Origin of the sequence: Streptomyces lienomycini, from assembly GCF_027947595.1 — a bacterium.
In the GTDB taxonomy this organism is placed as follows: Bacteria; Actinomycetota; Actinomycetes; order Streptomycetales; family Streptomycetaceae; genus Streptomyces; species Streptomyces lienomycini.
Genome location: NZ_CP116257.1, coordinates 942,564 through 954,799, shown reverse-complemented (window position 1 = coordinate 954,799; position 12,236 = coordinate 942,564). Strand labels below are relative to the sequence as shown.

11 protein-coding genes are annotated in these 12,236 nt (G+C 71.2%); all 11 read right to left on the bottom strand.

Going from position 1 to position 12,236, the window contains the following annotated elements; genetic code table 11:
- Positions 1 to 16: 16 nt before the first annotated feature.
- Positions 17 to 409 carry a cytidine deaminase gene (locus BJ961_RS04565; protein ID WP_271320009.1) on the bottom strand — a complete coding sequence of 131 codons (393 nt, stop codon included), beginning with the start codon at positions 407 to 409 and terminating at the stop codon, positions 17 to 19.
- The gene (locus tag BJ961_RS04560; RefSeq protein WP_271320008.1) at positions 406 to 1,680 is read right to left on the bottom strand and encodes an ABC transporter permease; all 1,275 of its coding nucleotides are present in this window, start codon (positions 1,678 to 1,680) and stop codon (positions 406 to 408) included. Before BJ961_RS04560 ends, BJ961_RS04565 begins: the two co-directional genes overlap by 4 nt.
- The gene (locus tag BJ961_RS04555) at positions 1,677 to 2,801 is read right to left on the bottom strand and encodes an ABC transporter permease (protein WP_271320007.1); all 1,125 of its coding nucleotides are present in this window, start codon (positions 2,799 to 2,801) and stop codon (positions 1,677 to 1,679) included. The genes BJ961_RS04560 and BJ961_RS04555 overlap by 4 nt, the downstream gene beginning before the upstream one ends.
- Entirely contained in the window at positions 2,801 to 4,360 is a 1,560-nt protein-coding gene (locus BJ961_RS04550; protein ID WP_271320006.1) for an ABC transporter ATP-binding protein, read from the bottom strand. Before BJ961_RS04550 ends, BJ961_RS04555 begins: the two co-directional genes overlap by 1 nt.
- 239 nt (positions 4,361 to 4,599) lie before the next feature.
- Positions 4,600 to 5,649: a BMP family lipoprotein gene (locus BJ961_RS04545; protein ID WP_271320005.1), complete on the bottom strand. Its 1,050-nt coding sequence runs from the start codon at positions 5,647 to 5,649 to the stop codon at positions 4,600 to 4,602.
- Positions 5,650 to 5,911: 262 nt separating this feature from the next.
- Positions 5,912 to 6,961 carry a BMP family lipoprotein gene (locus tag BJ961_RS04540; protein WP_271320004.1) on the bottom strand — a complete coding sequence of 350 codons (1,050 nt, stop codon included), beginning with the start codon at positions 6,959 to 6,961 and terminating at the stop codon, positions 5,912 to 5,914.
- Between the two features lie 171 nt (positions 6,962 to 7,132).
- Complete coding sequence (locus tag BJ961_RS04535) at positions 7,133 to 8,371, bottom strand: M20 family metallopeptidase (RefSeq protein WP_271320003.1); 1,239 nt, start codon at positions 8,369 to 8,371, stop codon at positions 7,133 to 7,135.
- Positions 8,372 to 8,654: 283 nt separating this feature from the next.
- Positions 8,655 to 8,858 carry a hypothetical protein gene (locus tag BJ961_RS04530; protein WP_271320002.1) on the bottom strand — a complete coding sequence of 68 codons (204 nt, stop codon included), beginning with the start codon at positions 8,856 to 8,858 and terminating at the stop codon, positions 8,655 to 8,657.
- A 57-nt stretch (positions 8,859 to 8,915) separates the two neighbouring features.
- On the bottom strand, positions 8,916 to 9,977 hold the full coding sequence (locus BJ961_RS04525) for a hypothetical protein (RefSeq protein WP_271320001.1): 1,062 nt from the start codon (positions 9,975 to 9,977) through the stop codon (positions 8,916 to 8,918).
- Between the two features lie 43 nt (positions 9,978 to 10,020).
- Positions 10,021 to 10,959: an N-acetylneuraminate synthase family protein gene (locus BJ961_RS04520; protein WP_271320000.1), complete on the bottom strand. Its 939-nt coding sequence runs from the start codon at positions 10,957 to 10,959 to the stop codon at positions 10,021 to 10,023.
- 13 nt (positions 10,960 to 10,972) lie between these two features.
- Positions 10,973 to 12,235, bottom strand: coding sequence for an N-acylneuraminate cytidylyltransferase (locus BJ961_RS04515; RefSeq protein ID WP_271319999.1), 1,263 nt, complete (start codon positions 12,233 to 12,235; stop codon positions 10,973 to 10,975).
- Between the last annotated feature and the right edge of the window lies 1 nt (position 12,236).

Below are 12,236 nucleotides of genomic sequence, written 5' to 3'. Positions count from 1 at the left end.
CCATGTCTGGCTGTCCTTACTTCGTGAGGTGGTCGGGGCCGAAGGCCTGCGGGAGCATCCGGGACAGGGCGAGGATCCCCTCCGGGGTCTCAAGCAGCAGCTCCGGGCCGCCGAACTCGTACAGCAGCTGCCGGCAGCGGCCGCAGGGGACGAGGACCTCGCCCTCGCCGTCGACGCAGACGAAGTGCGTCAGCCGGCCGCCGCCGGTCAGCTGGAGCTGGGAGACCAGGCCGCACTCGGCGCACAGGCCGATGCCGTAGCTGGCGTTCTCCACGTTGCAGCCGGTGACGGTGCGGCCGTCGTCGACCAGGGCGGCGGCGCCCACGGCGTAGCCGGAGTAGGGGGCGTACGCCCGGGACATCGCGTCCCGGGCCGCGGTGCGCAGCGCCTCCCAGTCGGGCCCGGTCACTTGCCCTGGCCCTTGCGGTACTGCATGCCGTCCGCCTTCGGCATCCGCAGCCGTTGCGCGGACAGGGCGAGGACGACGAGGGTGACGACGTACGGCGTGGCGGAGACGACCTGGTTGGGGACCTCGTTGGTGCCGGCGTACCAGGCGAAGACCAGGGCGCCGACGACGAAGGTGATCGCGGCCTTGACGTACTTCTTGCGGATCGCCAGCCAGATGGCGCCGGCGACCAGCAGCAGCGCGCCGAGCAGCAGCAGGGCGTGCACGTTGGCGGAGCCGCCGCGCAGGTTGAGGCTGTCGGTGTAGCCGAAGAGGCCGGCGCCGATGGCGAGGCCGCCCGGCATCCAGTTGCCGAAGATCATCGCGGCGAGGCCGATGTAGCCGCGGCCGCTGGTCTGGCCCTCCAGGTAGAAGGGGTTGGCCACGATGGACAGGAAGACGCCGCCGAGTCCGGCCAGTCCGCCGGAGATGATCACGGCCAGGTACTTGTACTTGTAGACGTTGACGCCGAGGGACTCGGCCGCGACCGGGTTCTCGCCGCAGGAGCGCAGGCGCAGGCCGAACGGGGTGCGCCACAGGATGTACCAGCTGGCCGGGATCAGCGCGACGGCGATCAGGGTCAGCCAGGACACGTCGGTGACCAGGCCGCCGAGCAGGCCCGCGATGTCGGAGACGAAGAACCAGTGCTGGTCGTTGAGGCTGTCCAGCCAGCCCGACAGCCCCGGGATGGAGAAGTGCCCGAGGGAGTCGACGGGCGGGGACTGCTTGGCCGAGCCGCCCTGGTGGCCCTCGAAGGCGAGCGGCGCGAGGTAGCGGGTGGCGCCGAGGGCGAGGATGTTGATGGCCACACCGGAGACGATGTGGTTGACGTTGAAGGTGATCGTCACGATGGCGTGCAGCAGGCCGCCGAGGCAGCCGCCGACGATGCCGACGAGGACGCCGGTCCACGGCCCCCACTGGAATCCGGCCCAGGCACCGAACCAGGTGCCGAGGATCATCATGCCCTCGAGGCCGATGTTGACGACGCCCGCGCGCTCGGCCCACAGGCCGCCAAGGCCGGCGAGGCCGATCGGCACGGCGAGCTGGAGGGCGGTGGACATCTGGCTGACGTTGGTGATGCCGTTGGCGCCGGTGATGAGGCGGACGATCGAGGTCAGCGCCAGGGCTCCGGCGATGACCAGCATCAGGACGGGCAGCGACATGCGGCGGCCGGTCGGCGCCGTGGGCTGCAGCGACGGCTGGTTGACGTCGGTCGCTGTGGTCGGAGCGGTCATCGGCCGGCCACCTCCTTCTTCGAGTTGTCGGTGGCGCCCAGGACGTGGCCGGCGGCCAGCTCCGCGCCGACCCGGCGCTGCTGGCGGCGCAGGCCCCACTCGCGGACGGCCTCGTAGGAGACGACGACCGAGAGGACGATCAGGCCCTGCATGATGACCGCGATCTCCTTGTCGTATCCGTGGAAGTCCAGCTCGGGCGAGGCCTTGTCGAGCCAGGCCCACAGCAGGGCGGCGAAGGCGATGCCGACCGGGCTGTTGCGGCCGAGCAGGGCGATGCCGATGCCGAGGAAGCCGATGCCGGTGGGGAAGTTGAGGCTGTAGGTGTGGGTGTCGCCCATCAGGATCGGCAGGCCCGCGAGACCGGCGAGGCCGCCGGAGATGAGCATCGCGGTGAGCACCATGCGCCCCGGGTCGACACCGCTGGCCGCCGCGGCGGACTCGGAGGCGCCGGAGGCGCGCAGGTCGAAGCCGAAGCGGGTGCGGTTGAGGACGAGCCAGTAGCCGATGCCGAGGAGGACGGCGAGGACGACCAGGCCGTAGATCTCGCCGGCCGCGCCCATGTCGATGCCGGGGATCCAGCCGGACTCGTGCATCTCGCCGGTGGTGTTGTTGTTGCCGATCTTGACGCCGAAGACGTCGGGCAGCCACAGGTAGCCGATGACGGCGGTGGCGATGGAGTTGAGCATGATCGTCGCGACGACCTCGCTCACGCCGCGGGTGATCTTGAGGATGCCGGCGATGCCGGACCAGAACGCGCCGGTGAGGACGGCGGTCAGCAGCAGCAGCGGCACCTGGAGGGCGGCCGGCAGGCTGGCGTGGGCGCCGACGATCGCGGCCATCATGGCGGCGAGCTGGTACTGGCCGTCGACGCCGATGTTGAACAGGTTCATCCGGAAGCCGATGGCCACCGCGAGGGCGGCGATGTAGTACATCGACGCCTGGTTGACGATCAGGACCTGGATGTCGGAGAACCCGGCCTGCTCGAACATCAGGGCGAACGGTTCGACCGGGTTCTTGCCCGAAGCGCTCAGGACGATCGCGCTGAGCACGAAGGCCACGGCGAGCGCGATGACCGGTCCGGCCACCGCGAGGAGCACGCGCTCCTTGTCGAACTTCTTCATCAGCGGGCCTCGTCTTCCGCGCCCGGGCCGCCGTCGGCCGGGGTCTCTTCGTGCTCCAGGTGGCCACTGGTGGCGCCGGTCATCGCCGAGCCCAGTTCCTCGGGGGTGACGGTGGCCGGGTCGGCGTCGGCGACCAGCTTGCCGTCGTATATCACCCGCAGGGTGTCGGAGAGCCCGATCAGCTCGTCCAGGTCGGCGGAGATCAGCAGCACGGCGAGCCCCTCGCGGCGGGCCTCGCGGATGTGGTCCCAGATCGCGGCCTGCGCGCCGACGTCCACGCCCCGGGTGGGGTGGGCGGCGATGAGGAAGCGCGGCTTGTGGCTCATCTCGCGGCCGACGATCAGCTTCTGCTGGTTGCCGCCGGAGAGGGAGGCCGCGGTGACGTCGATGCCGGGGGTGCGGACGTCGTACGTCTCGACGATGCGGCGGGTGTCCTCCTGGGCGCCCTTCAGGTCCAGCCAGAGGCCCTTGCTGTTGGGCTTCTCGGTGACGTGGCCGAGGATGCGGTTCTCCCAGAGGGGGGCCTCCAGGAGCAGCCCGTGGCGGTGGCGGTCCTCGGGGATGTAGCCGACGCCCTGCTCGCGGCGCTTGCGGGTGGGCAGCGCGGTGATGTCCTGGTCGAGGAAGCGGATGGTGCCGGAGTCGGCGTGGCGCAGGCCGATGAGGGCGTCGACCAGTTCGGTCTGGCCGTTGCCCTCGACGCCGGCGATGCCGAGGATTTCACCGGCGTGGATGGTGAAGGAGAGGTCGTCGAGCAGGGCCTTGCCGCCGGGTGCCGACAGGCGCAGCGTGTCGACGGTGAGGACCGCGCGGTCGGTGACCGTGGACTCGGCGGTCTCCGGGGTGGGCAGTTCGCTGCCCACCATCAGCTCCGCCAGCTGGCGGGGCGTGGTCTCGGCGGGGACGGCCGTGCCGACCGTCGTGCCGCGCCGGATGACGGTGATCTCGTCGGCGACGGAGAGGACCTCGCCCAGCTTGTGGGAGATGAAGATGACGGAGAGGCCCTCGGCCTTCAGCTCGCGCAGGTTGTCGAAGAGGGCGTCCACCTCCTGCGGCACCAGGACGGCCGTGGGCTCGTCGAGGATCAGCGTGCGGGCGCCGCGGTAGAGGACCTTGAGGATCTCCACGCGCTGGCGGGCGGCGACGCCGAGTTCCTCGACCAGGACGTCGGGGCGGACGCCGAGGCCGTACCGCTCGGAGATCTCCTTGATCTTCCGGCGGGCCCTGGAGCCGATGCCGTACAGCTTCTCGCTGCCGAGGACCACGTTCTCCAGGACCGTGAGGTTGTCGGCGAGCATGAAGTGCTGGTGAACCATGCCGATGCCGCGGGCGATGGCGTCGGCGGGCGAGGAGAAGGCGACCTTCTCGCCGTCGATCGCGATGGTGCCCTCGTCCGGCTTCTGCATGCCGTAGAGGATCTTCATCAGCGTCGACTTGCCGGCGCCGTTCTCGCCGACGAGGGCGTGGACGGTGCCCTTGCGGACGGTGAGGTGGATGTCGTGGTTGGCCACGACTCCGGGGAAACGCTTGGTGATCCCGGCGAGTTCCACGGCGGTCACCGATTCGTTGACCGCCGCTCCGGCCGGAGGGCTGCTGGACGCGTTGATGGCGCACTCTCCTGGGGACGGGGGCCGTCTACGCGCGTAGCGCCCCTACGGCATCTAAAAGCGGCGGCCGCACATCGACACGACGGGGTACGAGGAGGGCGGCCCTCGGGCCGCTCTTCCCGTACCCCGCCGCGCGGCCGGGCCGGCGCGGTTACACGCTGTTCGAGGTGTTGCAGGTGCTACTCAGCCGTTCAGCTGCTCTTGACCTTGATCTCACCGCTGATGATCTTGTCCTTGGCCGTCTTGATGGCTGCCTGGAGCTCGGCGTTGTCCGCGAACTTCGGGTTGGAGTCCGAGAGACCGACCTCGCCGGACTTCAGATCGCCCCGAACGATACCGGTCTCCGGCTTGCCGTCCTCGACCGACTTCGCAAGGTTGTACACGGCCTTGGCGACGTCCTTGGTGGCCGAGGTCAGGATGGAGTCCTTGTACTTCGCGAGGGCTTCCTGCTTGTACTGGTCGGAGTCGACGCCGATCGCCCAGACCTTGTTGGCGGCGGCGGCCTCGATCACGCCCTGACCGGAGAGACCGGCCGCCGCGTAGACGACGTCGGCCTTCTTCTCGATCTGACCCTCGGCGGCCGTCTTGCCCTTGTCGGGGCTGGCGAAGCCGCCCTCCTCCGCGGTCTGCGTCAGGTACTGCGAGATGACCTTGATCTTGGGGTCGGTGTCCTTGACGCCCTGCTCGTAGCCGGCCTGGAACTTGTGGATCAGCGGGATGTCCACACCGCCCACGAAGCCGACCGTCTTGGTCTTGGTGGTCTTGGCCGCGGCGACGCCGGCGAGGTAGGAAGCCTCCTCCTCGTTGAAGACGAGGTCGGTCACGTTCTTCGCCTCGATCGTGGCGTCGTCCACGATGCCGAAGGTGGTGTCCGGGTACTTCTCGGCGGCGGCCTTCAGCGGCGCGGCGTACGCGTAGCCGACACCGACGACCGGGTTGTAGCCCTGCTTGGCGAGGGAGACGAGGCGCTGCTCCTTGTCGGCGTCCGTCTCACCGTCGGTGGGCTCGACGTCGGCCGTCTGGTAGCCGAACTCCTTCTTGGCCTGCTCCAGCCCCTGGTACGCCGCGTCGTTGAAGGACTGGTCGCCCTTGCCGCCGACGTCGTACGCGATGGCGAGACCCTTGTCGCCCTTGGACTCCGAGGAACCGGAGTCGGTCGAGGTTCCACCGCAGGCGGAGAGTGCGAGGGCCAGGGAGGCGGTCGCTGCGCCTGCGACCGTGATCCGGGAAATCCGGCGCATGTCTGGTGCTCCTGTCGTACAAGCGCCGGGGACGGTTCGGCTGCGGCGCTGGCTTCGCCGCAGATTAACGCGCGTAGACCTGCCTGAAAACCCCTTCTGTCCACCTTGTTATCCGCCCGTGAGCAAGCCGGGGCGAACGGGGGCTCGGGGCTTGCCGGCCGCGAACGCGGGGTGGCGGAGGGTGACGTCCGGCCCCTGGGGCCGGGGTACGCGGAAGCGGGCGGGCACCCGGGGCGCCCGCCCGCTTCGTCCGATCCGCCTTCTACTCCGTCTTGACCTTGATGGAGCCGTCGACGATGCCCGTCTTGGCCTTCTCCACGGCCTCCTCGGCGCCGGAGATCTCGGCGAACTTCGGGTTGCTGTCGGACAGGCCCACCCCGTTGGACTTCAGGTCGAAGGTGTGGGTGCCGGTGAGCGGCTTGCCGTCCTCGACGGACTTGGCCAGGGCGAAGACCGCGCCGTTGATGTCCTTGAGCGCGGAGGTCAGGATGGAGTCCTTGTACGCGGCGAGGGCTTCCTGCTGGTACTGGTCGGAGTCGACGCCGATCGCCCAGATCTTCGCCTTGGCGGCGGCCTCGATGACGCCCTGGCCGGAGAGACCGGCCGCCGCGTACACGACGTCGGCCTTCTTCTCGATCTGGCCCTCGGCGGCGGCCTTGCCCTTGTCGGGGCTGGAGAAGCCGCCCTCCTCCGCGGTCTGGGTCAGGTACTGCGAGATGACCTTGATCTTGGGGTCGGTGTCCTTCACGCCCTGCTCGTAGCCGGCCTGGAACTTGTGGATCAGCGGCACGTCCACGCCGCCCACGAAGCCGACCGTCTTGCTCTTGCTGGCCTTGGCCGCGACGACGCCGGCGAGGTAGGAGGCCTCGTTCTCGGCGAAGACGAGGGACGCGACGTTCTTGCCCTCGACCACGGAGTCGACGATGCCGAAGGTGGTGTCCGGGTACTTGGCGGCGACGGCCTTCATCGCCGGGCCGTAGGCGAAGCCGACGCCGATGACGGGGTTGTAGCCCTGCTTGGCCAGGGAGGTGAGGCGCTGCTCCTTGTCGGCGTCCGTCTCGCCGTCGGTGGGCTCGATGTCGGCGGTCTTGTAGCCGAACTCCTTCTGGGCCCGCTGGAGACCGGCGTACGCGGCGTCGTTGAAGGACTGGTCGCCCTTGCCGCCGACGTCGTACGCGATGGCGAGGCCCTTGTCCCCGCCGCCGTCGCCGTCGTCACCGCTTTCGCCACTGGTGCCCCCGCAGGCCGTGGCGGCGAGCGCGAGCGACGCGACCCCCACCGCGACGCGGGTCAGTCTCGATATCCGACGCATCTGAAGTTCCCCATTCTCCAAAGCCCCGCAGCGGGCGCTCGGTTCGGCGCACATTAACGCGCGTAGAAACTCCTGGGAACGGGGTTGCGCGGCGCCGTTATCCATTCGTGCCGCTGGCCGGTTACCGCCCTGTAAACGGGCGGATCGAAGCGGGACTTACCCCCGCACCGCCTACTGCACGGCGTCGATGAGGGCGGCCGCGGTGAACATCTCCACGCCGACCGTGATGGCGTGCTCGTCCACGTCGAAGTCGCCCTGGTGCAGGTCGCGGACCGTGCGCTCGCCGGGCGGCCGGACGCCGAGGCGGGCCATGGCGCCGGGCACGTGCTCCAGGTACCAGGAGAAGTCCTCGCCGCCGAGGCTCTGCTCGGTGCCCTCCACGGCGTCGGTGCCGCGCCGGGCGACCATGGCGGCCTGGAGGAGTTCGGTGCTGGTGACCTCGTTGACGACCGGGGGGACGCCGCGGACGTAGGTGATCTCGGACTTGGCCCGGTACAGGTTGGCGATCTCGTCGATGGCGCCGACGACCAGGTCGGGTGCCTGCCGCCAGGAGTCGAGGTCGAGGCAGCGCACGGTCCCGGCGAGTTCGGCGTGCTGCGGGATGACGTTCGGGGCGTGGCCGGACTCGATCCGCCCCCAGGTCAGGGCGAGCCCGCTGCGGCTGTCCACGCGCCGGGCGACGAGCGCGGGCACGTCGGTGACGACGCGGGCGGCGGCGGTGACCAGGTCGGTGGTGAGGTGCGGGCGGGCGGTGTGGCCGCCGGGGCCGTTCAGGGCGACCTCCAGCCGGTCGCAGGCGGAGGTGATGGGGCCGACCCGCAGCCCGATCCGCCCCGCGTCCACCCTCGGGTCGCAGTGCACGGCGAGGATGCGGCGCACCCCGTCCAGCGCGCCGCCCTCGATGGCGTCGGCGGCGCCGCCGGGCAGCACCTCCTCGGCGGGCTGGAAGACCAGCCGCACGGGGCGGGGCAGCAGGCCCTGCTCGTGCAGGGCGGCGAGGACGAGACCGGTGCCGAGGACGACGGTGGTGTGCACGTCGTGTCCGCAGGCGTGGGCGCGGTCCGGCACCTGCGAACGGTACGGGCACTCGTTCTTGGTGTCCGGGATGGGCAGGGCGTCGATGTCGGCCCGCAGGGCGAGCATGCGCGGTCCGCCGGACCACTGTCCCGAGTCGGTGCCGGTGCCGATGTCGCAGACGAGCCCGGTTCCGATGGGCAGCACGCGCGGCCTGAGGCCGGCCCGCTCCAGCCGTTCCTTGATCGCGGCGGTGGTGCGGAACTCCTGGTTGCCCAGCTCGGGATGCATGTGCAGGTCGCGGCGGAAGGCCACGAGCTCCGCACGCAGCGCGTCCGGCAAGGTGCCGGGCAGCGCGGCTTCACCGGGAGTGTCGGCCTCGGACTCTGGGGACATCAACGCTTTCACCCTCTGAAGAGTAGGACGCCCGGCCGACCGCTTGACGGCGATCACCGAAAATTTAGCCCGTTAGAGGAAGAAAACCCGGCCGCCCTACGCATAGCTGTCGACTCGCTTGGGTAAACTCGCCCGCCTTCCCGACCGAGCCGATCCCGGGGGATCCACCGCAAGCGGCCCCGACCGCTCGACGGCACCCGTCCTCACCACGGTTACCACGCGCGGCCCGCTCCAAGCGTCCGGGTCCACCTGCCGGACGCGGACCGGGCGGGGGCGCCGGGGTTCACCTGCCGGCGCCGCGAAGGCACAGGCGCACGGCCGGCGCGATCGCCGCGGCCAGGGGCCCCAGCAGCGCGAACCGGGCGGCACGGCACAGACGGCGGACAGCAGGGGCGTGGTAGAGGGGAGTCAGTACGGCCGCGGTGAGGCCGATCCGGAGCGCGAGCGTTTTCGCCAACGGCACCACCACCGGCGTCATCGGATGCATCCGGGCGGCATGAGTGCGCGTACTCGCCCGGCCCCTGCCGGTTCGCTCAGGCGCGGGCTACCCCGCCACCGCCGACAGCCGGTGCACCCCCCGCGCCGACCCCGTGACCCCGCTCAGGAACCCGCGGGCCCTCGGTGAGGCCGTCTCCGTGAGCCAGGCGGGGTCGATGTCGCAGACGGCGACGCGGACCTCGGTGCCGGTGAGGGCCAGGGGGAGGGTGTGGACGACGGTGGAGGGGAAGCTGAGGACGGTGCGGCCGATCGGGCCGCGGCGGGCGATCAGTTCCAGGGGCAGGTCGGGGCGGACGATCTCCAGGCCGGTCTCGACGGCCAGCCGGTGGAGTTTCTCGGCGCTCTCGCGGCGGTGGGCGAAGTAGCGGGCCGCGCCGTGGGTCCTCGCCAGGCCGCGTACGGCGTCCAGGTAGCGGTCGCCGTCGACGACGCCCGTCTCCACCAGGGACGTGCCGACCATGTCGGCGCCCTTGGTGATGCGGGGCGGGCCGAAGCGGGACCGGGTCCAGGAGAAGTCGTTCGCCGTGACGGTGACGCCGTCGGGGACGTCCTCGATGGGCATCGAGGAGAAGACGGAGACCCGGCGGTCCGGGGCCGGGGTGAGGCGGTGCCGGGCGGACCGGGAGACGGGGGCGAAGAGCAGGTCGCGCGGGCCGGGGCGGCTGCCCTTGCGGTGCCAGCGCACCAGGCGTTCGCCGTGGGCGAGTTGGGTGACGAACTCCATCGTGGCCGTGCCGTCGTCGACGACGACCAGGTCGTGGGCGCGGGTGATGGTGAGGAGCAGTTGTACGTAGCGGGAGAACGGGTCGCCCAGCACGATCCGGTCCGCCCTGCGCAGCAGGGTCGTCAGGCCGCCGACCGTGCGGAAGGGGGCCGTCGCCCCGCCGCGCGCCTCCTCCCAGCGGATCTCGTGGCCCTCGGTGCGGGCCAGTTCCGCCATGCGGCGCAGTTGGCCGCGGGTCATCGGGTCGACGGGTGAGAGGACCACGAGGGTGAGCTCCGCGCCGGGTGCGCGGGTGTGCGCCCACTCCAGCACGTTCAGCAGTTGTACCGGGCTCTCGACGAAGGCGAGGGTGCGGGGGCCGGCAGTCCCGGCGCGGGGGCTCATCGGTGGGGGACCGTCCCGTGGTGAGTGACTCGGTGGCCGGTGGTCAGACGGTGACGGGCTCGCCCGCGGCGGCGGCGATCTCCGCCTCGGCGACGACGCCGTTCACGCGGCGCAGCTTCTTCATCGGGCCCAGCTCGGAGTCGTAGACCTTCTTGACGCCGTCGCCGAGGGAGGCCTCGATGGTGCGGATGTCGCGCACCAGGCGGGTCAGGCCCTGCGGTTCGACGGAGGCGGCCTGGTCGGAGCCCCACATGGCGCGGTCGAGGGTGATGTGGCGCTCGACGAACACCGCGCCCAGCGCCACGGCGGCCAGCGTGGTCTGCAGGCCGGTCTCGTGGCCGGAGTAGCCGATCGGGACGTTCGGGTACTCCTGCTGGAGGGTGTTGATGACGCGCAGGTTCAGCTCCTCGGCCTGCGCCGGGTACGTCGACGTGGCGTGGCACATCAGGATGTTGTCGCTGCCCAGGACCTCGACCGCGTGGCGGATCTGGCGGGGGGTGGACATGCCGGTGGAGAGGATGACCGTGCGGCCCGTGGCGCGCAGGGAGCGCAGCAGCTCGTCGTCGGTCAGGGAGGCGGAGGCGACCTTGTGGGCGGGGACGTCGAACTTCTCCAGGAAGGCGACGGCCTCGGTGTCCCACGGGGAGGCGAACCAGGCGATGTCCTTGGACTTGCAGTAGTCGTCGATCTGCCGGTACTCGTCCTCGCCGAACTCCACGCGGTGGCGGTAGTCGATGTACGTCATCCGGCCCCAGGGGGTGTCGCGTTCGATGTCCCACTGGTCGCGCGGGGTGCAGATCTCGGGGGTGCGCTTCTGGAACTTGACGGCGTCGCAGCCGGCCTCGGCGGCGGCGTCGATGAGCTTGAAGGCGTTCTCGAGGTCGCCGTTGTGGTTGATGCCGATCTCGCCGGTGACGTAGACGGGGCGGCCGGGGCCGGCCTCGCGGGTGCCGAAGGTGCGGATGCGGGAGTTGGTGCTCATGGCAGGGGGTTCCTTACGTGGACTGGGTGGGGGTGGGGGTGAGGCTGAGGGGAGCGGGGACGTCGAGGGACGGGCCCAGGAGCCAGGTCGCGATCTCCCGTACGGCGCCCTCGCCGCCGGGGGCGGTGGTGACCGCGCGGGCCGCGCCGCGTACGGCGTCGTGGGCGCTCGCGACCGCCACGGGCCAGCCGACGAGGGCGAAGCACGGGAGGTCGTTGACGTCGTTGCCGGCGTAGAGGACGCGTTCGGGCGCGATGCCCTGTTCCTCGCACCACTGCTTGAGGGCGAGGTCCTTGCGGTCGATGCCGTGCAGCACGGGCAGCTTGAGCTTGCGTGCGCGGGCGGCGACGACCGGGTTCACCTCCGTGGACAGGATCAGCATCGTCAGGCCGCTGCGGCGCAGGGCGGCGATGCCGAGTCCGTCGCCGCGGTGGACGGAGACGAACTCCCGTCCGTCGGAGTCGATCAGCACCCGGTCGTCGGTCTGGGTGCCGTCGAAGTCGAGGACGACCGCGTCGATGTCGGCGGCGGTGGGCAGGGCGCCCGGCCGGGCCGCGTCGAAGTGCGGTGCGAGGGCGCGGGCGCGGGCCAGGTCGTGCGGGTCGTCGATCTCCAGGACGCGGGCCGGGTCGGTGCGGACCAGTTCGGTGCGGCCGAAGAAGCGGTGCCGGTGCTCGCGGAAGCCGGGGGCGGCCATGGCGTAGGCGGCGCCGGTCTCCAGCAGGTCCTGGGGGCGGTCCTGGCGGCGGGGGCGGTACGCCTTGTCGTGGTTGACGCCGTGTCCGCCGTCGGCCGGGGTGTCGCCGTCGCGCCAGACGAAGCCGTGGAAGGGGGCGACGGTGACGGCCGTGTCCGCGCCGTCCTCGGCGACCGCGCCGGCCACCGCGTCGATGTCCTCGCGGACGAGGAAGGGGCTGGTGCACTGCACGAGGAGCACCACGTCGACGGCGGCGCCGTGCAGGGCCTCGTGGGTGTCCATCGCGTGCAGTACGGCCGCCTCGGAGGTGGCCGTGTCCCCGGCGATGGCGGCGGGCCTCAGCACGACCTCGGCGCCGGCCTCGCGGGCCGCCGCGGCGATGGCCTGGTCGTCGGTGGAGACGACGACGTCCGTCACGAGGCGGGTGGCCCGGCATTCGCGTACGGCGCGGGCGACCAGGGGGACGCCGCCGACGGGGGCGAGGTTCTTGGCGGGCACCCCCTTGGAGCCGCCGCGGGCGGGGATCACGGCGAGCACCCGGGGCACCGAGGCGCCGCGGCCCGCTTCCGGTTGGGACATG